This window comes from Brevibacterium sp. W7.2, assembly GCF_018137945.1.
Taxonomy (GTDB): Bacteria; Actinomycetota; Actinomycetes; order Actinomycetales; family Brevibacteriaceae; genus Brevibacterium; species Brevibacterium sanguinis.
Window position 1 is genome coordinate 713442 of sequence record NZ_CP073089.1, and the last position, 20027, is coordinate 733468.

Annotated in this window: 19 protein-coding genes; 14 read left to right on the forward strand and 5 right to left on the reverse strand. The window is 68.4% G+C overall.

The window, feature by feature from the left end; genetic code table 11:
• Positions 1-170: 170 nt before the first annotated feature.
• Both J9315_RS03070 and J9315_RS03075 read left to right on the forward strand, forming a co-directional pair.
• On the forward strand, positions 171-1244 hold the full coding sequence (locus J9315_RS03070; protein WP_211978780.1) for an LLM class flavin-dependent oxidoreductase: 1074 nt from the start codon (positions 171-173) through the stop codon (positions 1242-1244).
• Positions 1245-1521: 277 nt separating this feature from the next.
• Positions 1522-2604, forward strand: coding sequence for a C40 family peptidase (locus J9315_RS03075; protein WP_198499625.1), 1083 nt, complete (start codon positions 1522-1524; stop codon positions 2602-2604).
• A 219-nt stretch (positions 2605-2823) separates the two neighbouring features.
• Here J9315_RS03075 and pepN read toward each other — a convergent pair whose 3' ends face one another.
• Positions 2824-5844 (reverse strand): aminopeptidase N, encoded by a 3021-nt coding sequence (gene pepN / locus J9315_RS03080; RefSeq protein ID WP_211978781.1) that lies wholly within the window; start codon positions 5842-5844, stop codon positions 2824-2826.
• Positions 5845-5929: 85 nt separating this feature from the next.
• On the opposite strand from pepN, the gene J9315_RS03085 reads away from it, so the two are divergent.
• Positions 5930-7072 (forward strand): FUSC family protein, encoded by a 1143-nt coding sequence (locus J9315_RS03085; protein WP_198499623.1) that lies wholly within the window; start codon positions 5930-5932, stop codon positions 7070-7072.
• Between the two features lie 77 nt (positions 7073-7149).
• Here the strand turns inward: J9315_RS03085 and J9315_RS03090 are convergent, their stop codons facing one another.
• Positions 7150-7845, reverse strand: a complete 696-nt coding sequence (locus J9315_RS03090; protein WP_249121008.1) for a helix-turn-helix transcriptional regulator — start codon at positions 7843-7845, stop codon at positions 7150-7152.
• Between the two features lie 83 nt (positions 7846-7928).
• Between J9315_RS03090 and J9315_RS03095 the strand changes: the two genes are divergently transcribed.
• The 7 genes from J9315_RS03095 to J9315_RS03125 are packed head-to-tail and all read left to right on the forward strand — an operon-like array spanning position 7929 to position 12925.
• The gene (locus J9315_RS03095; protein ID WP_211978782.1) at positions 7929-8681 is read left to right on the forward strand and encodes an AzlC family ABC transporter permease; all 753 of its coding nucleotides are present in this window, start codon (positions 7929-7931) and stop codon (positions 8679-8681) included.
• Positions 8678-9223 carry an AzlD domain-containing protein gene (locus J9315_RS03100; protein ID WP_211978783.1) on the forward strand — a complete coding sequence of 182 codons (546 nt, stop codon included), beginning with the start codon at positions 8678-8680 and terminating at the stop codon, positions 9221-9223. Before J9315_RS03095 ends, J9315_RS03100 begins: the two co-directional genes overlap by 4 nt.
• A 45-nt stretch (positions 9224-9268) precedes the next feature.
• Positions 9269-9580 carry a DUF2516 family protein gene (locus J9315_RS03105; protein ID WP_137825690.1) on the forward strand — a complete coding sequence of 104 codons (312 nt, stop codon included), beginning with the start codon at positions 9269-9271 and terminating at the stop codon, positions 9578-9580.
• A gap of 7 nt (positions 9581-9587) precedes the next feature.
• Positions 9588-10412, forward strand: coding sequence for an alpha/beta hydrolase (locus J9315_RS03110; RefSeq protein ID WP_198499620.1), 825 nt, complete (start codon positions 9588-9590; stop codon positions 10410-10412).
• A 10-nt stretch (positions 10413-10422) separates the two neighbouring features.
• Positions 10423-11808 (forward strand): glycosyltransferase, encoded by a 1386-nt coding sequence (locus tag J9315_RS03115; protein ID WP_232623697.1) that lies wholly within the window; start codon positions 10423-10425, stop codon positions 11806-11808.
• Entirely contained in the window at positions 11808-12542 is a 735-nt protein-coding gene (locus tag J9315_RS03120) for a YbjN domain-containing protein (protein WP_198499619.1), read from the forward strand. Before J9315_RS03115 ends, J9315_RS03120 begins: the two co-directional genes overlap by 1 nt.
• Positions 12539-12925, forward strand: a complete 387-nt coding sequence (locus J9315_RS03125; protein WP_198499618.1) for a DUF1801 domain-containing protein — start codon at positions 12539-12541, stop codon at positions 12923-12925. Before J9315_RS03120 ends, J9315_RS03125 begins: the two co-directional genes overlap by 4 nt.
• A gap of 4 nt (positions 12926-12929) precedes the next feature.
• Here the strand turns inward: J9315_RS03125 and J9315_RS03130 are convergent, their stop codons facing one another.
• Positions 12930-13949, reverse strand: coding sequence for a bile acid:sodium symporter family protein (locus tag J9315_RS03130; RefSeq protein ID WP_198499617.1), 1020 nt, complete (start codon positions 13947-13949; stop codon positions 12930-12932).
• 96 nt (positions 13950-14045) lie between these two features.
• On the opposite strand from J9315_RS03130, the gene J9315_RS03135 reads away from it, so the two are divergent.
• Complete coding sequence (locus tag J9315_RS03135; protein WP_198499616.1) at positions 14046-14789, forward strand: phosphoglyceromutase; 744 nt, start codon at positions 14046-14048, stop codon at positions 14787-14789.
• A 70-nt stretch (positions 14790-14859) separates the two neighbouring features.
• Here J9315_RS03135 and J9315_RS03140 read toward each other — a convergent pair whose 3' ends face one another.
• Positions 14860-15771, reverse strand: a complete 912-nt coding sequence (locus tag J9315_RS03140; RefSeq protein ID WP_198499615.1) for a LysR family transcriptional regulator — start codon at positions 15769-15771, stop codon at positions 14860-14862.
• A gap of 71 nt (positions 15772-15842) precedes the next feature.
• Here J9315_RS03140 and J9315_RS03145 point away from each other — a divergent pair, with 71 nt between their 5' ends.
• Positions 15843-16802 carry an EamA family transporter gene (locus tag J9315_RS03145; RefSeq protein ID WP_198499614.1) on the forward strand — a complete coding sequence of 320 codons (960 nt, stop codon included), beginning with the start codon at positions 15843-15845 and terminating at the stop codon, positions 16800-16802.
• Positions 16803-16902: 100 nt separating this feature from the next.
• Here the strand turns inward: J9315_RS03145 and phoU are convergent, their stop codons facing one another.
• On the reverse strand, positions 16903-17565 hold the full coding sequence (gene phoU / locus J9315_RS03150) for a phosphate signaling complex protein PhoU (RefSeq protein ID WP_211978784.1): 663 nt from the start codon (positions 17563-17565) through the stop codon (positions 16903-16905).
• A 229-nt stretch (positions 17566-17794) separates the two neighbouring features.
• On the opposite strand from phoU, the gene J9315_RS03155 reads away from it, so the two are divergent.
• Both J9315_RS03155 and J9315_RS03160 read left to right on the forward strand, forming a co-directional pair.
• On the forward strand, positions 17795-19246 hold the full coding sequence (locus tag J9315_RS03155) for an ATP-binding protein (protein ID WP_232623696.1): 1452 nt from the start codon (positions 17795-17797) through the stop codon (positions 19244-19246).
• Positions 19243-19923: a response regulator transcription factor gene (locus tag J9315_RS03160; protein WP_198499612.1), complete on the forward strand. Its 681-nt coding sequence runs from the start codon at positions 19243-19245 to the stop codon at positions 19921-19923. The genes J9315_RS03155 and J9315_RS03160 overlap by 4 nt, the downstream gene beginning before the upstream one ends.
• Positions 19924-20027: the final 104 nt, after the last annotated feature.

Genomic DNA, 20027 nt, shown 5'->3' on the forward strand with positions numbered 1-20027 from the left:
CGCCCCTCCAACAGACGACCCTCGGACAGGCGACCGTCGGACGGGCGCCCCTTGGCTAAATGATCGATCTTGGTCAGGCGATCGGTCCTGGACAGTCGAACGATCCTGGTCAGCGCCGTGTGTGAGCCAGGTCATGGAATGATCGCGTCAAGGCGACTGTTGGCCTGAACATGGAGCTTTCCCTTCTCGATCTCGTGCCCGTCCGCGTCGGGCAGACCACCTCGGACGCCTTCGCCGCGTCCCACGAACTCGTCCGCGCCGCCGATGCACTCGGATACACCCGCTACTGGGTCGCCGAACACCACAACATGCCGTCGATCGCCTCGACGATGCCCGGAGCCGAACTCATGTACCTCGGCCAGGGCACCGAACGCATCCGGCTGGGCTCCGGAGGAGTGATGCTGCCCAACCACGCCCCACTCGCCGTCGCCGAACTCTTCTCCCTCCTCGCAGCGATCTACGGAGACCGCATCGACCTGGGCATCGGACGGGCACCGGGCACGGATCCGATCACCTCGGCGGCGATGCGGGGCCACCTCGGCGAAGGACGGATGGTCGACCGGAACGGTCAGACCATCGACCCCGTCGAGCAGTTCCCCCAGCACGTCATCGACACCCTGGCCCTGATGACCGCCGAGGGCGTGCGCATCCCGCTGCACGGCGGACGCGAACACACGCTGCGCGCGACTCCCGCACCCGTCCCGGGCACCCAGGTGCTGCCATGGTTGCTCGGATCCTCGGGATACTCGGCGCGCCTCGCCGCGGAACTCGGCATGCCCTACGTCTTCGCCAACCACTTCGCCGCCGGCGCGACGACGGGCATGAAGATCTACCGTGACAACTTCACGCCTGGCGCCTACGGTGATGAGCCGCGCACCTTCGTCACCGTCAACGCCGTCGTCTCACCCACCGAGGAGGAGGCCCGGCTGCGGTCCGAACCCTTCATGCTGCAGATGGCTCGGCTGCGCACCGGAGGGGCGATGGGACCGCTGCGACTGGCCGGCGATGACGTGCGGTCGGTGATGACCGATCAGGAGCGCATGGTCGCCGAAGAGCTGTCGAAGAACTGGATCATCGGCGACCCGCAGTCGGCGACGACCCAGATCGAGGAGCTCGCCGCCCGCTTCGAAGTCGATGAGGTCATGCTCCAGCCCGTGGCCGGCGCCATGGACGGCGAGGGCCTGCGCGAGGATGCCGCACGGATCCAGACCCTCGAGCTGCTCGCCGGTGAGATCCTGCGGTGAGCCCGAGCTGTGAGCCTGAGCTGCGAGCCCGAGCTGCGAGCCCCAGCGGTGAACTCCAACGGTGAGAGGCAGTCCGAGAAACGGACTGTTCACCGTCTGACCCGAGACAATATCCGGGTCAGACAGTAGAATCGTCTGCGTGCATCGTTTCGATGCCCTGAGAATCGACCGAGACAGGTCGGTGCGCGGGGTGACGGAACGCAGAGAAATGAACATTCGGCGGCTTCCCCCGCGCGGGTGCGACCTCGGGTCGTTCCCGCAGACCGAAAGAGAATCAATGCGTACCAGAATCGCTGTTTCGGCGGCGCTCGGACTCGGGCTCGTGCTCAGTGCCGGCGCTCCTGCCATCTCGAGCAATCTGACTTCGACGAACTCCTCGTCCACCATGGCGGCCTCCGTCGTGCCCGGACAGGAACTCGAACCCATCACCGACGGCAAGATCGAGAAGGGCGAGACCGCCTACGTCGACGTCACCGTCGCCACGCTGTGGAAGGACACGTCGTCCCCGCGCAAGGTCGACGAACCGGCGCTCGGCAAGCCCGTCGACCTCGACAAATGGAACGACAACCTCAAGGACACCGAGGTGCGCCGCGGTCTGACCGGCAAGACCGAGACCCAGGCCGTCTACGGCTCGCCAGTCACCGTCCTCGACATCAAGGGCGACTGGGCGAAGGTCGCCGTCAACGACCAGTCCACCCCGAAGGACGACAAGGGCTACCCCGGCTGGCTGCCGACGACGCAGCTCGTCGAGAACGACCGCTTCGGTTCCCTGAAGAAGGACCAGCCGCGTGCTGTCGTCACCGCGAAGACGGCCGAGCTCGAAGGCATCGAGTTCACGAAGGACACGGGAGCCGACCCGAGCTTCAACGTCGAGCTTCCCCTCATCGCCCAGGACGTCGAGGACGTGCGCGTGGCGCTGCCCGGCGGCGGCGCAGCGTGGATCGACGTCAACGACGTCGCCGTCTACGAGGCAGGCGACAAGCCCGCCAAGCCCTCCGGCGACGACCTCGTCGAGACCGCGAAGCAGTTCGACGGCCTCCGCTACCTGTGGGCCGGTGTCTCCGCCTACGGCTTCGACTGCTCAGGCTTCACCTACAGCATCTACCGCGCCCACGGCATCGCCATCCCGCGCGACTCCGGCGACCAGGCGAAGGTCGGCAAGGAGGTGTCGTCGAAGGACCTCAAGGCCGGCGACCTGCTCTTCTTCTCGACGAGCTCGGGCACCGTCCACCACGTCGGCATGTACATCGGCGACGGCAAGATGATCCACTCGCCCAACGCCTCGAAGACGGTCTACGTCGTCGACTGGAAGGACTGGGACAAGGGCAACGAGTTCTCCGGAGCCCGCCGCATCATCTGATGCGCATCCGTTCGTTCCCGCGCTGAAGCCGGTCGCAGTCATCCTGCGGCCGGCTTCCGGCATTCGATGGGAGTGCTAGTCCGCCGCCGAGGTGGTGGCGAGTCCGCTGCGGAGGGTCCAGGCGGCCGGTTTGGTCGCGAGTCCGCCGAGGTGGTGGGCAGTTCTCCGAGGTGGGGGCCAGTTCGCAGTCCAGGTCGGTCTGGCCGCTCGACTGTGAGCTCAGTGCCGCGAGGTCTGGCGGGACTTGAGGAAGATCGCCCGGGCGAGGTCGTCGCGCCGCTCGATGAGGAGACGCCGCAGGGCTGCCGGCGCATCGGCGTTCTCCTCGAGCCACGCGTCGGTCCGCTCGACGACGCCCTCTTCGTCATCCGACCACCGCGGGTAGAGCCCGAGCACGAGCCGCCGCGCGATCTCGATCGAATTGTCCGCCCAGAATCCGCGCAGCCGCTCGAAGTACTCGTCGACGTAGACCTCGGTGATCGGCAGCGCCGAGGGGGCGACGAATCCGGAGATGATCGCCGAGAGCACATCGTTGCTCAGCTGGGCCGCATCGAGGATCGCCTCCCATGCGCGCATCTTGACGATCGGCAGAGGCAGAGCCGCACTCGCGGTCTCGGCGCGCAGTCGACCCGAGGAACTCTGGTCGAGGTGGGTCTCGCGGGCGATGTCCGTCTGGTCCGCCCACCCGAGGCTGACAAGAGCGGTGAGCGCGTTCCACCGCAGGGCATGATCGTTGATGAGCCCCCGGAACGGCAGCGAGGCGGCCGCATGCTCCGCGGGACCGCTCGCCCCAGCCCGTGCAGAAGTACGTCGCGAGGCAGGGGCCGACCCGGAGTCCGCACCCTTGCCGGCTGCCGCTGCGCGGTCGACGCGAGAGCCTTCAGCACTGGCGTCGGACGCGGCATCGGTGCCGGACTCAGCATTCGCACCGGATGCAGTATCGGCCTCAGCCGCGGGCGGCGTCTCCGGGGAAGCCTCCTCGGCGACCTCGGGGCTCATGCTGTCGATCTCCTCGCCCACCGGCACCGAGAGCACCTGCGTGGCGAACGCGCGACCCATGGCGATCGACGGGTTGGCCTCGATGCAGCGCGCTGTGCGGGCAGTCAGCGAGAGGACGAGGTTCGCGAGATGCAGCTGCGCATCCGACCCCGACTTCGCCGTCGCGAGCGCATCGAGGGCCGCTCCGAGGAGCCCGGAGATCGCCGTCTCGAAATTGCGTTCGGCCACCCACTGATCGAGACAGAGCAGAGCCGTCTGACTCAGACCGGCCATGATGCCCGGATTGCTCTCCTTGCCGAGGCTGCGCGCATACGCCGTGAGATACCTCTGCACGGGCAGCAGCCCGTCGCGCACCGCATTGTCGAGAGCCGACCACACGAGCGCCCGCGACAGCGGATCCTTGATCCGCGACACCGCGGTCACCGCCGTCTCCGTCGACGCTTCGTCGAGGCGCACCCGCGCATAGTCGTGGTCGCCGTAGTTGAGGAGGGCGATGTCACCGCGCGTGCGACCGATGAGCTGCTCCACCTCGGCGGACTCCTCATCGAAGTCGAAGACCACCGAATCGAGCGGGACGATGTCGCGCCCGGCTCGGCCGAGAGTCGCGATCTCGAGAGTGTGCGGCCGCAGCAGCTTCGCGCCCTCTGCCGAATCCGACTGCGAGATCCGCGCTCCCGTGATGCTCGCCCGCGCAGCATCGCGCGCGGCCCCGGCGCCCCGCGATGACGCGGCGCTCCGTCCGGAGGCACCATCCTGCGACGACCCGGCACCGCCAGCCGACCCAGCACCGCCCGGTGACCCGGCACCGCCAGCCGACCCGGCATCGCCGGTCGACCCAGCATCGTCCCCCGTCGTCAGGGCGAGCGAGAGCTCCGAGACCCCCGAGGTTCCCAGCCACGCGTCCGCCCAGCCGGCGATGTCCCGCTCGGGAGCCGCCTCGGCGAGGCATTCGAGGAAGTCCGCCAGCTCCGTGTTCCCGAACGCGAAGCGCTTGAAGTAGAGTCGGGACCCGGTGAAGAACGCCTCCCGCCCGACGTACGCGACGAGCTGCTTGAGCACCGAGGCGCCCTTGGCGTACGTGATGCCGTCGAAGTTGAGCTTCGCCGCCTCGACGTCGGGGATGTCGGCGACGATCGGATGCGTCGTCGGGTAGAGGTCCTGCATGTACGCCCACGCTTTGCGGCGCAGCGCAAACGTCACCCAGCCGTCGGTGAACCGCGTCGCCTCGGCGAGCGCCAGCCCGCCCATGTAATCGGCGAACGACTCCTTGAGCCACAGGTCGTCCCACCACTTCATCGTCACGAGATCGCCGAACCACATGTGCGCCATCTCGTGGAGGATGACGTTCGCGCGCGACTCGTACATCGCGTCGGTGACCTTGTCGCGGAAGATCATCGCGTCCGTGAAGGTGACGAGGCCGGGATTCTCCATCGCGCCGAGGTTGTACTCGGGAACGAAGATCTGATCGTACTTGCCCCACGGGTAGGGGTAGTCGAACTCGGCGCTGAAGAAGTCGAGACCGGCCTTCGTGATCCCGAGGATGTCGGAGGCATCGAGATGATCGACGAGGGAGGCCCGCGTCCAGACGCCGAGGTCGACCGTCTCCTTCGTCACCGGGTCCGTCCATGTGTCCGTCGCCCCCTCATAGGGGCCTGCGGTGATGCACGTGATGTAGCTCGACTGCTTGAGCGTCGGCGCGAAGTAATGGGTCACGGCATCGTCGCCGGTGGCCTCACGGCTCGTCTCCGCCTGATTCGACAGCACCTGGAACGCCTCGGGGGCGGTGACGCTGAAGACGAACTTCGCCTTGAGATCGGGCTGGTCGAAGTTCGCGAACACCCGCCGGGCATCGGTCGGTTCGAACTGTGAGTAGAGGTAGACCTTGCCGTCGGCGGCGTCGGTGAACCGGTGCAGACCCTCACCCGAGGTCGAATACCGCGCCCTGGCCTCAACGGTCAGCATGTTCTTCCCCTCACGGACGGGAAACGTGATGCGGGCACCGTCGAACACCTCGGCGGGGGAGAGGTCCTCCCCATTGATCTGGACGAGGGAGACGGAGTCGGCGATGAGGTCGATGAAGGTCTGGGCGTCGGCGCGAGCCTTGAACTCGACGACGGTGCGGGAGAGGAACGTATCAGCATCGGACTCGGCATTGCTCACATCGAGATGGACGGTGTAAGTCTTGACCTTGAGCAGATGAGATCGGCTCTGCGCTTCGTCTCGGGTCAGGTTCGTCGTCATTCTTCAGCCTCCTCGGCGCACCGACATTAGCATGTCACAATTCCGGTAATCTGAGTACAGCGAGCGCGGGAGGGGGTCGGAAAGCATGGCGAAAGTCGAGGTCAGCGGGCTGGCCAAGCGAGGGTTCAACATCATCGCCCACCGTCTGCGCATGGGATTCAAACGCGTCGGCGCGAACTTCGGACAGCTCATCCAGATCCCCATCGCCGCGACCGCCGCGTACGCGTTCTGCGTCTACGTCCTCGGCCATCCCTACCCGTTCCTCGCCGCCGTCGCCGCGGCCGTGGGCATCGGCCCCGTCGCCGACCGTCGCCTGCGCCGGTCGCTGGAGATCGGCTTCGGCGCGACCTTCGGGGTGCTCGTCGGCGAGGTGCTCGTCAACATCTACGGCTCCGGCATCTGGCAGCTCGCCCTCACCCTCATCATCGGCCTCGTCATCGGCACGGTCCTCAATTCCGGGGGCATCTTCATCACGCAGATCGCCGTCCAGTCCGTCTACGTCGTCGTCGTTCCCGCGACCGCGACGACCCTGCCGTTCCCGCGCACCCTCGACGCCCTCGTCGGCTCGCTCTTCGCGATCATCCTCGCCCTCATCATGCCCCGCGACGCCCGCAAGGTCCCGCGGGCACTCGCGGCGAACCTCCTCGACGAGGTGAGCAGTGTGCTGACGATGATGTCGCGGGCGCTGCGGGACGCCGACACCGAACTCGCGATGCGGGCGCTCACCCGTGCCCGCGAGACCCAGGACATCATCGATTCGTGGGGGTCGTCGCTCCAGGTGTCGAAGGAGGCCGCGAAGATCAATGCGCGCGGCCGCCGCCATGCCGCCGAGGTGACCCGTCTCTCCCGTGCCCACACCTACTCCGACCGGGCGATGCGCACGATCCGCGTCATCGCGCGCAGGGTCGTCGGCATCACCGAGCTCGGAGTGAAGAAGCCGATCATCGCCGACTACGTCGAATCCCTGGCCGACGGAGCGAAGAAACTCGAGATCGCGCTGCGGCGGGGCACCGACCGCTCCCTCGCCGAGGTGGCCCTGTCCGAGGCCGCAGGCGAACTCGATCCGCGGGCGGAGAAGAGCTGGGACATCCACGACGAATCCCTCGTCCTGCTCCTGCGGCCCGTGGCCGCCGATCTCCTTCAGGCGGCCGGTCTGACGAACGACGCCGCCCATGACCGCCTGCCCTCCCTCGCTGAGGACAACGCCGACGGCCCGCCCGTGGAGTGACGAGTCTCGTCAGTTCTCGATGGGGGCGCCCGTCAGAGTTCGCCGAGGCAGTCGCCGGCTCTCGATGACAGTGCCCGTCAGTTCTCGATGACGAAGATGCAGTTCGTGCCGGGTTCGAGCGCGGTGAACGTGTGCGGCTGATCGCCGGGATGGACGAGGTAGTCGCCGGCGACGAGTTCGTACGACTGACCGAGCGCCTCGATCCGAGCAGCCCCGCGACCGACGATGACGTGCTCGATCGTGCCCGCCGGATGCGGGTGGGAGTTGCGTGACTCGCCCGGTTCGGCAGCGATGAAGTAGATGTCGCGCCGCGCGGTCGGCGGGGATGTCGAGAGCAGCGTCGCGACGTAGTTCGCCGTCGTCGAGGGCAGGCTCGGCATGTCGCGGACATGGTGGAGGGCGACCTCGTGCTGCGGGGGATCGAGCAGCCGGGAGAGCGGGATGTCGAGGGCGGCGGCCAGGGCCCACATCGTCTCGAGGCTCGGGTTGGCGGTGCCCGCCTCGAGGCCGGACATCGTCGACTTGCCGATGCCGGCGCGGCGCGCGACCTCCGAGAGGGAGAGGCCGGCGCGCTGGCGTTCGCGCCGCACCGCCGCAGCGACCTGGGCCCGCGGCGTCCGCGAGTCCTCCGGGACGACCTCACCGGGGGAGGAGTCGTCGGGGGATGAGTCGTCAGGGGCGGAACCATCGGCGGCGGAGTCGGCGCCCTCGACGGTACGGTCGACGTCGTCGGCGTGGTCGGTGAGAGACGAATCATTCGAAGCTGCACTCATGCCACCATCATATAGTGGTGTTCGTCAGGCTGATACTTCGTTCGGGTTGACGAACGAACTGACCAGTGTGCACTATGGTGAACATGAGTTCACCATTCCGTACGATCGATCGCGTGCTTCCGGCGTCGACCTACCGCGCCGTCGCGATCATCACGGTGACGATCGTCGCCGTCGCCCTGTCCTACGGCGCGATCTCGGCGACCGCAGGATTCGCGTGGTGGCAGACGCTGCTGCTCGCGGCCTTCGCCCTCGGCGGGGCGGCCGAATTCACCTTCGTCGGCGTCATCGCCGCGGGCGGTGCCCCGGTGCTCGCCGTGCTCGCCGGTCTCCTCGTCAACTCGCGGAACTTCGCGTTCGGCATGGCCGTCGGTCCCTTCTTCCCGCAGGACTGGCGGGCGCTCATCGCCGCCCACTGGATCAACGACGAATCGACCGCGGTCGCCCGGACCGGTGTCGGCGACCGCCAGCGCTGGCACGCCTTCCTCCTCATGGGGGCGGCGATCGCGCTGATGTGGCCCTCCGGTGCCGTCGTCGGCCAATGGCTCGGCAGCGTCATCGACGCGGACATGCTCGGACTCGACGCCGCGTTCCCGATCATCCTCTTCTGCCTCATCCGCGGCGACCTGAAGAACCGGAAGACACTCTGCCTCACCTTGGCGGGCATCCTCGTCGCTGTGCTGCTCACGCCGATCCTGCCGCTCGGCCTCGGCGCGGTGACCTCCCTGTCGGTGTTCGCCGTCGTCGCCCTCGGCTGGCTGGTGCGCCGCGCAGCCCGCTCGCGGAAGATGGCCGGCACCCCGACCACGACCGCACCCGAAAGCGAGGCCACCCGATGACCGCGACGTCCTTCCTCATCGCGCTCGCCGCGCTTGCCATCGGCACGTACGTCATGCGCTTCGCCGGGGTCAAGGTCGGGGCGGCCCTGGCCACCCGCGGCAAGCGCCGCGCCCTCGTCGCCGTCGGCACCGACCACGCCCCCGCCTCGGCGAGCGCAGCCACGACGGGCACGACCACCTCGGCGAACAACACAACCACCCCGAACACATCCACCCAGGGCACAACTGCCTCGGCGAACACAAGCACGACCACCCCGGGCACACCCGCCTCGGCGAACGCCCCGGACGCCACCGGCGCGGACGTCGTCCCCGACGCACCGACCTCCCGGGTGACGAAGTGGATGGACCGGGCCACCGTCGTCCTCATCGGCGCCGTCTTCGCGACGACGGCGATCTTCGACGGTCGCGAGCTCGCCGATCCGGCGCGTCTCATCGGCGTCGGCGTCGGTGTGCTCGCCGCGATCCTGCGGGTGCCGATGCTCGTCTGCGTCGTCCTCGCCATGGGCGTGTGCGCGGGTCTGCGGGTCTCGGGCATCCTGTGAGTTGCCCCGATGCCGTCGCCACCGGCGGTTGCTACCCTGGTGGGCATGGAACTCATTGCTGACTTTCAGCGCCTCGTCTTTCTCGCCCTCACGGTCGCTGCGTTCGGCGTCCAGCTGTGGGCGTTCGTCGATGCGCTCCGGTACAAGGATGAGAATTACCGGGCCGTGGACAAGCAGAGCAAGAAGTTCTGGGTGATCCTCCTCGGGGTCGGCCTCGCGCTCGCCCTCATCGCCCTGCCGCCGCTGGGCCAGAGCATCATCTTCCTCAACCTCCTCGCCCTCGTCGGCGCGATCGTCTACCTCACCGACGTGCGCCCGAAGATCAAGGCCGTCGACCCGCGGAACCGGAACGCCTGACCCGCGCATGAGCGACGCCAACCTCCCCGGTCCCGAGACCGGGTACATCTCGACGTTCGGCACCGGCGAGCCTCACACCCTCTTCAGCCACGGATTCGCCGGCGCGATCCGCGACACCCGCCCGTTCGGCACCGGCATCACGGGAACGAAGCACTTCCTCCACCTCTTCGGCCACGGCGGCCGACCCTCGCCCGGGCCCGGGTGGGACTACGCCCTCATCGCCGAGGCGCTCGCCGACGCTCTCACCGCGACCTCCGCGACGCGCGCCCTCGGCGTCTCGATGTCCGCCGGAGGTCTCCTCCGGCTGCTGAGCACCGGGCACCCGGCCGTCGCCGGGCTGGAGAAGGTCGCGCTCGTCCTGCCCGCATCGTTCGCCGGCTTCCCCGCCGAGGTGGCTCACGCCCACACCGCGTACCTCGAGTCCCTGCGCGATCTCGTCGCCGCCGGTGACGTCGACGGCATCACCGAGCTCATGCTCACCCGCGAACCCGCCGAGGTGGCCGACCTCGTCCCGGCCCGCGCGTGGACGCGGGCGAAGGCGGAGAACCTCGTCCACACCGACATGTCCGACGGGCTCGGTCTCGCCCTCGAGATCGCCGCCGCCGGCGTCGGCGACCCCGCCGAGTTCGATGCCGGACTCACCCGGCTGCGCGAGTTCGCGGGCGAGGTGCTCGTCCTCACCCATGAGGACGACCCCGCTCACCCCGTCTTCATCGCCGAGGAGATCGCCGCCGCCGTCCCCGGTTCACGCCTCGAGGTCCTGCCCGCCGGATCGATCCTGTGGCGCGGCCGCCATGAGGTCCGCCGAATCCTCAGCGAGTTCTTTGGCTAGACTGGCGACCGTGCACATCTCCGTCCTCTCCCTCCACACCTCACCCGCGGCGCAGCCTGGGCAGGGCGACGCGGGCGGGATGAACGTCTACGTCGACCATACGGTCAGGGCACTTGCCGCCATGGGGCACGTGGTCGACGTCTTCACCGCCGACCCGAACGGGAACGGAACCGAACAGGCCGACGCCGAGACCGTGACGCTGTCCGAGAACATCCGCCTCCACTTCCTGCGCACGGACGCCACGACGAAGGAAGCGCTCGCCGGTCGGATCGACGACCTCGCCCGCATGCTCGCCGCGCATCCCGCGTACGCCGCCGCTGACCTCGTGTGGGCGCACTACTGGATCTCCGCCGAGGCGGCCCTGCGGGCACAGGCGCTCGTCACGGGCAACGATGCCACCCGGACCCGCCCGCAGCTCATCGCGAGCATGCACACGATCGGCGCCGTGAAGAACCGGGACTCGGAGACCGAGGACGAATCGCCCCGACGCCTGCGGGCCGAGGAGCGCATCGCCCACCGCGTCGACCTCCTCGTCGCCAACACCCCGGCCGAACGCCGCGACCTCATCGGGGAGCTCGGCGCGGCTCCGGACTCCGTCATCGTCGCCCGCCCGGGCGTCGACCATGATCTCTTCTCACCCGGGTCCCGGGCTGCGGCGCGGCGGGAGCTCGGCATCGCCGCCGACGAGCATCTCGTCCTCTACGTCGGGCGGATGCAGTTCATCAAGGGCACCGACGTCGTCGTCGATGCCCTCGCCTGCCTGCAGGAGAACAACCCCGCGCTGGCGGCGTCCACCCGCGGGATCCTCCTCGGCGCCGCCTCGGGGTGGACCGAACCGGCCGATTCCTCCGACCACCTCGGCGCTGAGGCCGCGGCACCCGAACGCCGGACGACGGGCCTTCGGACCGCGGATCCCCGAACCTCTGATCTCCACACCGCGGACTTCCACGCCGCGCTCTCGGCGGCGGTCGCCGTCGACCCGCGCATCGAGGTCAGGCAGCCGGTGCCGGCGGCCGATCTCGTCACCTACTACCGTGCCGCCGATGTCCTCCTCGTCCCGTCCCGCAGCGAATCCTTCGGGCTCGTTGCAGCCGAGGCCGCGGCCTCGGGACTGCCCGCGATCGCCTCGGCGGTGGGCGGTCTGCCGGAGGTCGTCGAGAACGGCTTCTCCGGTCTCCTCATCGCCGACCACAATCCGCGCCATTGGGCGCTCACCCTCGAGCGGCTGCTCGGCGACGCGCAGCTGCGCGCCGAACTCGGCGAGCACGCGGTGGCCCGTTCGCAGCGGTTCGACTGGCACACGACGGTGGCGACGGTGCTCGACGCCCTCGCCGAGGCGGCCGAACCGGCCTCGCGGGACCTCGCCGCTCCCGGCCTGTGCGGGGGATCGCGCTGATGACAGGGCCCGAGTCCGCACACCCGGGGACCCCGGCGGCGACGAGCGAGACGCCGACGAGTGCGATCATGTCCGGCATCACCGAGTGGGCGTCAGCGAACGAGGTTGAGGTCGACAGCGTCGACGACTCGTCGATCGCGGTCGTGCTGCCCGGCGAGCGGAAGCTCAAGACGACGGTCTCGATCGTCATCTCGGCCAGGACCGCCGAGCTCGCCGCGTTCGTCATCCGCCACCCGGATGAGAACGCCGCGGAGTTCAACCGCTGGCTGCTGCGGAAGAACATGAAACTCGCGGCGACCGCGTTCGGGGTCGACCACCTCGGCGACGTCTACCTCAGAGCCACGGTTCCCGCTCTTCGGCTGCTCGATGACCTCGACGGACTGCTGGGGGAGTTCCTCACCGTCGCCGACGAATCGTTCAACGAACTTCTCCTCATCGGGTTCCTCACGGGGATGAAGAAGGAGTGGGCGTGGCGGGTCAGCCGCGGGGAGTCGACCCGGAACCTCGCCGCGTTCGAGCATGTGCTCGCCGGTCCCGACAATGAGTTCCTCGGCACGATCGGGCCGGAGCGCCCGGAGTCGCCCGGATCGGAGCAGGCGGGGACGCTCGGATCCGAGCAGGCGGGGACCCTCGGTTCCGGGCAGTCTGAGGCCGCTGAGCGCACCGAGGCGGCTGAGCCCTCGGACGCGACCGCGCCAGACGACGGCGAAACTGACGACGGGGAGCGGCGATGATCAAACGCGTCGATCTCAGCAAGCCGGGCACCGTCGACGAATACATCGCGACCTTCGACTCGGAGTCCCAGCGCGACTTTCTCACGCAGCTGCGCGATCTCAGCCGGGAGCACGCCCCGACCGCCGGCGAGGGCATCAAATGGGGCAACCCCGCGTACTTCCTCGACTCGATCCTCTTCGTCTTCGCCGGGTACACGCACCATGCGAATTTCGTCTTCACTCCGAGCACGAAGGAGGCCTTCGCGGATCGGCTTTCCGGCTTCGACACGGGCAAGGGCTCGATCAAGCTGCCCTATGACGAGGAGATCCCCGCTGACCTCCTCGCCGAGATGATCGCCCATCGCATCCGCGAATTCGAGGTCGACGGCGTCAAGTGGATGTGAGCCCTCACGCGTCCTGCCGCGTGGGCGCGGTGTGTGACGCATCCGACGGGGGCTTGCCGTAGGGCAGACGTGCGAAGATCGAGGCGAGAACGGCACCGGAGACGTTGTGCCACACGCTGAAGACGGCACCCGGCAGCGCCGCGAGCGGAGAGAAGTACGTCGTCGCGAGCGTCGAGGCGAGCCCGGAGTTCTGCAGACCGACCTCGAACGAGAGCGCCCGGCGGGTCGGCGTGTCGAGACGGCACGCGGCGGCCACGCCGTAGCCCACAGCGAGCCCGAGCACATTGTGCGTGATGACCGCGAGCAGCACGAGGATGCCCGCCGTGGCGATCGACCCGGCCGAACCGGCGACGACGATGGCGACGATGTAGGCGATCGCCACCGAGGCGAGCCATGGCAGCGCCGGGGCGATCCGGTCGACGAACCGGGAGGCGACGAGGCGGACGAGCACACCGACGATGACCGGCACGAGCACCGTCTGGCAGATCGAGACGAACATCGACCAGAACGGCACGTCCATGTACGATCCTGCGAGCCAGAGGGTGAGCAGCGGGGTGAGGACGGGAGCGATGAGCGTCGACAGCGTCGTCACCGACACCGACAGCGCGACATCGCCCTTCGCCAGATACGTCACGACGTTCGAAGCCGTGCCGCCCGGCGCGCAGCCGACGAGGATGACGCCGACGGCGATCTCCGGCGGCAGATCGTAGACGGTGACGACGAGGAGTCCGAGCAGCGGCATCGCGACGTACTGCGTGACGACCCCGAGGAGGGCGATCCACGGACGCTTCGCGATCCGCGCGAAGTCGGGCAGCGTCAGCGTCAGCCCCATGAAGAACATGACGACGCCGAGGCTCCACGTGATCGTCGGCGCGAGCGGGGTGAACGTGTCCGGACTGAGGAAGCCGAGGACGCCGGCGAGGATGACGAGGACAGGCAGGGCGGTGACGGCGATGATCGAACTGCGGTCGGTTCGGGCCGTCTGCGCCGCGGCGGGACTCGGGTGCTGTGCTGAATCGGACATAGCCGAATACTAGCCCCGTCGTCCCGTCAGGCAAGACGAACTACCACATCATGGAACCGTCGAGTGGGGGTCGCCGCCCGTGCGAAAATAGGGGCCATGACGCATAACCTCATCCTGCTGCGCCACGGCGAGAGCGAATGGAACCAGAAGAACCTGTTCACCGGTTGGGTCGATGTCACCCTCACGGACAAGGGCCGGGCCGAGGGCAAGCGCGCCGGAGAGCTCCTGCGCGAAGCCGATCTCATCCCCGACGTCGTCCACACCTCCCGCCTCAAGCGGGCCATCCTCACCGCGAACCTCGCCCTCGAGTCCGCCGACCTCTCGTGGCTCGACACCCATCGCAGCTGGCGGCTCAACGAACGCCACTACGGTGCGCTGCAGGGCAAGGACAAGAAGGAGATCCGCGAGGAGTTCGGCGACGAGCAGTTCATGACCTGGCGTCGCTCCTTCGACACCCCGCCGCCGGCGCTCTCCGACGCCTCTGAGTTCTCGCAGGTCGGCGACCCGCGCTACGCCAACCTCGGCGACTCGGTGCCGCGCACCGAATGCCTCGCCGACGTCATCGACCGTCTCCTGCCGTACTGGTACGACGTCCTCGTCCCCGAGCTCTCCGAGAACCGCACCGTCCTCGTCGTCGCCCACGGCAACTCGCTGCGGGCCCTCGTCAAGCACCTCGACGGCATCTCCGACGCGGACATCACGGGACTCAACATCCCCACCGGCATCCCGCTCCACTACGAGCTCACCGACGACTTCACGCCGGTCACCCCGGGCGGCACCTACCTCGATCCCGCCGCGGCCGAGGAAGCGATCGGCAAGGTCGCGAACCAGGGCCGCTGAGCCGGAAGCCGATCCGAGCCTGAGCTGGGAGCCCGGCCGACCTGACCCCGAGCCCGGCTGAGCCGGAGCCTCAGCGTTCCGCGAACTCCCCGGCGATCGCCTGCATCTGCCTGCGCAGGACGGCGATCGCCGGGGAGTTCGTCATCGACCGCCGCCACACGGTGTGGATCGACCGGGCGATCGAAGGGTCGTCGAGCGGCACCGCTGTGACATCGGAGGGCAGGTGCGGGCGACCGAGCCGGGGAACGAGCGCGAGCGCGCCGACCGACCGGCTGAACTCGACCTGGGTGTCGTACTCGACGGCCCAGTACTCGACCCGCGGCTCGCTGCCGAGATCCTCGAAGAGCGCGACGAGCCAGCGATGGCACACCGCCCCGCGCGGGGCGGAGACGAAGACCTCACCGACGAGATCGGCACGCGTCACCTCGGCGCGCGAGGCCAGATGATGGTCACGCGGCATGACGATGTCGGCGCGGTCGACGGCGATGATCTCTGAGGTCAGGGTCGAGGGCAGGCGGAGGGCGGAGCTGTTCCAGTCGAAGATCAGGGCCGCGTCGATCCGCCCCGCCGAGACCATCTCGATGAGCTCGTCGGGGTCGGATTCGACATTCGTCACCGTGAGTTCGGGCGCGGCCTCGGCGAGCCGGGGCAGAGCGGGGACGAGCAGGCCGCGGATGCCGGTGGAGAACCCGCCGACGGTGATCCGGCCGCGCGGGTCACCCGAGCGGGCCCGGGCCTCGGACTCGATGCCCTCGAGGTCGTGGAGGATCTGCGCCCCGCGGCTGCTGAGCTCGCGCCCCATGGGCGTGAGCGAGATGCCGCGTCCCGTGCGCTCGGTGACCGGGGCGCCGAGGTAGCGGGAGAGCTTCTGCAGCTGGTGGCTGACCGCGGCCGGTGTGTAGCCGAGGGAGTCGGCCGTGGCGGTGACGGACCCGAGCCCGTCGAGGGCGACGAGGGTGCGCAGGGCGACGATATCGATCATCAAAATATCGTAATGAATGACCGGAGTGACTTTCAATGGATTTTATAGCTGAGCGCTGAGATCCTGAAGTCATGCGCCCCGTCCATTACCTCCTCGCCCTCCTCGTCGTCGTCCTCTGGGGCGTCAACTTCATCTTCATCGACTTCGGACTCCGGGACTGGCCGCCCCTGCTCCTCGTCGCGGCGCGGTTCACCGTCGTCGTCATCCCCGCGATCCTCTTCGTGCGCTTCCCGCGCGGCAGCTTCGGGCGCATCCTCCTCATCGGCGTCTTCATGTCCGCCGGGCAGTTCGGGCTCCTCTACACCTCGCTCTTCCTCGGCCTCCCGGTCGGACTGTCCTCGATCATCCTCCAGATCCAGGCCGCCTTCACCGTCCTCGTCGCCGCGCTCGCGCTGCGGGAGATCCCCAACCGCCGCCAGATCATCGGCATCCTCATCGGGGTCGCCGGCCTCGCCGTCATCGGCCTGAGCCTCCAGGCGTCGATCCCCGTCGTGGCCTTCGTCGTCTGCCTCGGTGCGGCACTGTCCTGGGCGATCGGCAACGTCATCGCCCGTGGGGTGAAGCCGGGCATCAGCGGTCTGCAGATGACCGTGTGGTCGGGTCTCGTCGTGCCGCTGCCGATGCTCGGGCTCTCCCTGCTCATCGACGGCCCCGCCGAGGTGGTCCGCTCACTCGCGCACCCGACGTGGGGTGTCCTCGCCTCGGTCGTCTACACCGCCGGCGTCGCCTCGCTCATCGGGTACGTCATCTGGAACTCTCTGCTCGCCCGCTTCCCCGCCTCGCAGGTCGCCCCGTTCACGCTCCTCGTCCCGCCCGTCGGGGTCGGGGCGGCGTGGCTCGTCCTCGGCGACCGGCCGACCGTGCCCGAACTCATCGGCGGGGCCCTCCTCATCCTCGGTGTCGCGGTGACGACGGGGGTGCACCGGACGATCGCCCGGGGGATCAGGGGCGTGCCCCGCCGGCGTCGACGTGACGTCGTCGCCCGTGAGACGCCCGCGGACGCCGTCGCGGGGGTGAGCGGGGGACCCTGATGTGCCGAGCAGGGATGTATCGAGCAGACACGGAAACGACGATCGCCGAGGTGGGTCAACCACCTCGGCGATCGTCGTCGTCATCTGTCCGGCAGAGCGCTCACTTCCGGGACAGGTAGGGCTCCCAGTTGCCGGTGAGCAGGTACTCGACCTTCTGCGAGACCGACACGGCGTGGTCGCCGAAGCGCTCGTAGTAGCGCGAGAGCAGCGTGACGTCGGCGATGTGGCGCGGGGCGAGATCCTCGGCGGGGGCGTCGGCGAGCTGCGCGAACACGGAGAGGTGGAGCTCGTCGAGCTCCTCGTCGATCGCGTTGATCGTCGGGACCATCGACAGGCCGGGGTTGTTGAGGAGGTTCTCGGTCGCCTCGGCGATCTTCTCCGCCGAATCGCCCATCCGCAGGAACGTCGGCTCGAAGTGCTTGGGGATCGCGGATTCGGGGTAGCGGATGCGCACCTGCTGGGCGATGTGACGCGCGAGGTCGCCCATGCGCTCGAGCGAGGCGCTCATCCGCAGCGCGCCGATGACGGCACGCAGATCGGAGGCGACGGGTCCCTGGAGGGCGAGGATCTCGGCGGCCTGCTGGTCGAGGGTGTGCTGCATGGCATCGATCTTCGCGTCGGCTTCGATGACGCGTTCGGCGAGCTCGAGGTCGTTGCTCCGCAGGGCCTGATTCGCCAGGCGGATCGAGTCGAGGACCTTGGTGGACATGTCGACGAGCTGGGTGGCCAGCTCATCGAGCTCATTCCTGAAGACTTCGCGCATTGAGGATGCTTCCTTTGTCTCGTGCGAGGTGAGAGTGCGTGGCGCAGATCTCGGGATCGGCCGTGCTCGGACTGCTCGACAGTGCGGCTTGTCCCTGCAGGCACACTGACTTCAGCTTTCCATCGCCGCGTGAACGGCAACTGGCGGTTCGGTGAATTCCTCGCCAAAAGCCCTGTCAGCGGGTGAATCCGGTGCGACCGGCAAGCAGACTGCGCCTAAGCTTGTTCACGTGGATCTCTTGATTGTAGCGGTCCTGACCGGCATCGTCGGCCTGGGACTCGGCATAGCGGGCATTTTGGCGTTCCGTTTCAGCGAACGCTCCCGCGATGCTGCCGACCTGCATTCCGAAGACGATCTGCCCGAGGGCATCGCCGAGGTGCTCGCCGTCCTCCAGTCGGCGGCGATCGTCCTCGACGCCGGCGACGACGTCGTCAAAGCCTCCCCGGCCGCCTATACGTTCGGCCTGGTCAGAGGGCATTCCCTGACGTCGCCGGAGATGCTCGAGGTCGTCGAGCGGGTGCGTGCGCGGGGGCTCATCGAAGAGATCGACCTCGAACAGAAGCGGGAGGCCTCCGACGCCGTCCTGCGCTACCTCCACGCGCGGATCGCGCCCCTGGGCACCGCGTTCATCCTCGTCCTCTGCGACGACCAGACCGAGTCGAAGCGCGTCGATGCCGTCCGCCGGGACTTCGTCGCCAACGTCTCCCACGAGCTCAAGACCCCGATCGGGGCGATGGCCCTCCTCGCCGAGGCGGTCACCGACTTCTCCGACGATCCGGCGGCGGTCGAGCGCTTCGGCGGGCGCATGCAGCGCGAATCGAAGCGCCTCACCCAGCTCGTCCAGGAGATCATCGACCTCTCCCGCGTCCAGGACCATGCCGCCCCGTCGACGACGGAGAAGATCTCGGCCGCCGAGGTCATCGACGACGCCGCCGACCGCGCGCACACCCGCGCCGAGGCGAAGCGGATCCACATCGAGATCGCCCCGCCCTCGAGCCTCCTCGTCGAGGGCAACTACGAGCTCCTCGTCAACGCGGTCCGGAACCTCATCGACAACGCGATCAACTACTCACCTGACGGCACCCGCGTGGGCGTCGGCGTCGAACTCGTCGACGAACGCGTCGAGATCTCCGTCACCGACCAGGGCATCGGACTGTCCCGGCAGGACACGGAGAGGGTCTTCGAGCGCTTCTACCGCGTCGATCCCGCCCGTTCGCGGATCACCGGCGGCACGGGCCTCGGGCTGAGCATCGTCAAGCACATCGTCGCCACCCACGGCGGTGAGGTCAGGGTGTGGAGCCAGCTCGGCAAGGGGTCGACGTTCACGATCGTCCTGCCGTTGGCCGGTACGCAGACCGTTGCCGAGGCGACCTCGACGGCGCCTGAAGGGGTGCTGCTCGAGCATTCGGCGCAGGCCGGGGGCGACGCGGTGCGGGCCGAGGGCGACTCGGCGCGAGCCGGAAGCGAGCAGAACGCCGACGAACAGCCTGCTGACGAACGGACCGGTGACGAACAGTCCGCTGAAGAACGGGCCGCCGACGGACAGCCCGGCGACGATAGGGTCGATGGGGACCCGGGGACCGCCTCGGCGGGCGACGGTGACAACGGTGAGGGCCCGGAGGAGAATGGGACCGCCCAGGTTTTGCCCACTGGAAGCGAACAAAGGAAGCTCACGACGTGACTCGAATTCTGCTTGTTGAGGACGAGGATTCGTTCTCGGATCCGCTGTCGTACCTGCTCGGCAAGGAGGGGTACGAGGTGACCGTTGCCGATGACGGCCTCAAGGCCCTCGCGGAGTTCGACCGGAACGGCGCTGATCTCGTCCTCCTCGACCTCATGCTGCCCGGTGCCTCGGGCACCGAAGTGTGCCGCGAGCTGCGGGCGAAGTCGAACGTGCCGATCATCATGCTCACGGCCAAGGACTCGGAGATCGACAAGGTCGTGGGGCTCGAACTCGGCGCCGATGACTACGTGACGAAGCCGTACTCCTCGCGTGAGCTCCTCGCCCGCGTCCGCGCGGTGCTGCGACGCAACGTCGAAGCAGAGAGCTTCGACGATTCGATCCTCGAGGCCGGCGGGGTCCGGATCGATGTCGAGCGCCACGTCGTCTCCGTCCGCGGGGAGGAGCTGTCGATGCCGCTCAAGGAGTTCGAGCTCCTCGAGATCCTCGTCCGCAACTCCGGGCGCGTGATGACCCGCGGTCAGCTCATCGACCGGATCTGGGGCGAGGACTACGTCGGGGACACGAAGACCCTCGACGTCCACGTCAAGCGCCTGCGCGCGAAGGTCGAGCAGAACCCGTCCGAGCCGCAGCTCCTCACCACCGTCCGCGGCCTCGGGTACAAGTTCGAGGCATAACGGGCCCAGAAGAGCACAGACCAGACCCATACAGATACAGACCCATACAGGTACAGAAGGAGCCGCTCACTCGAAGTGAGCGGCTCCTTCGTGCTGTGGCGCAG

Excerpts from the sequence above, each read along its gene's own strand:
- J9315_RS03125 (WP_198499618.1), top strand. The coding sequence starts at position 12,539 with ATGATCAAACGCGTCGATCTCAGCAAGCCGGGCACCGTCGACGAATAC.
- J9315_RS03140 (WP_198499615.1), bottom strand. The coding sequence starts at position 15,771 with ATGATCGATATCGTCGCCCTGCGCACCCTCGTCGCCCTCGACGGGCTC.
- phoU (WP_211978784.1), bottom strand. The coding sequence starts at position 17,565 with ATGCGCGAAGTCTTCAGGAATGAGCTCGATGAGCTGGCCACCCAGCTC.
- J9315_RS03145 (WP_198499614.1), top strand. The coding sequence starts at position 15,843 with ATGCGCCCCGTCCATTACCTCCTCGCCCTCCTCGTCGTCGTCCTCTGG.
- J9315_RS03075 (WP_198499625.1), top strand. The coding sequence starts at position 1,522 with ATGCGTACCAGAATCGCTGTTTCGGCGGCGCTCGGACTCGGGCTCGTG.
- J9315_RS03135 (WP_198499616.1), top strand. The coding sequence starts at position 14,046 with ATGACGCATAACCTCATCCTGCTGCGCCACGGCGAGAGCGAATGGAAC.
- J9315_RS03120 (WP_198499619.1), top strand. The coding sequence starts at position 11,808 with ATGACAGGGCCCGAGTCCGCACACCCGGGGACCCCGGCGGCGACGAGC.
- pepN (WP_211978781.1), bottom strand. The coding sequence starts at position 5,844 with ATGACGACGAACCTGACCCGAGACGAAGCGCAGAGCCGATCTCATCTG.
- J9315_RS03095 (WP_211978782.1), top strand. The coding sequence starts at position 7,929 with ATGAGTTCACCATTCCGTACGATCGATCGCGTGCTTCCGGCGTCGACC.
- J9315_RS03130 (WP_198499617.1), bottom strand. The coding sequence starts at position 13,949 with ATGTCCGATTCAGCACAGCACCCGAGTCCCGCCGCGGCGCAGACGGCC.
- J9315_RS03100 (WP_211978783.1), top strand. The coding sequence starts at position 8,678 with ATGACCGCGACGTCCTTCCTCATCGCGCTCGCCGCGCTTGCCATCGGC.
- J9315_RS03110 (WP_198499620.1), top strand. The coding sequence starts at position 9,588 with ATGAGCGACGCCAACCTCCCCGGTCCCGAGACCGGGTACATCTCGACG.
- J9315_RS03105 (WP_137825690.1), top strand. The coding sequence starts at position 9,269 with ATGGAACTCATTGCTGACTTTCAGCGCCTCGTCTTTCTCGCCCTCACG.
- J9315_RS03070 (WP_211978780.1), top strand. The coding sequence starts at position 171 with ATGGAGCTTTCCCTTCTCGATCTCGTGCCCGTCCGCGTCGGGCAGACC.
- J9315_RS03090 (WP_249121008.1), bottom strand. The coding sequence starts at position 7,845 with ATGAGTGCAGCTTCGAATGATTCGTCTCTCACCGACCACGCCGACGAC.
- J9315_RS03085 (WP_198499623.1), top strand. The coding sequence starts at position 5,930 with ATGGCGAAAGTCGAGGTCAGCGGGCTGGCCAAGCGAGGGTTCAACATC.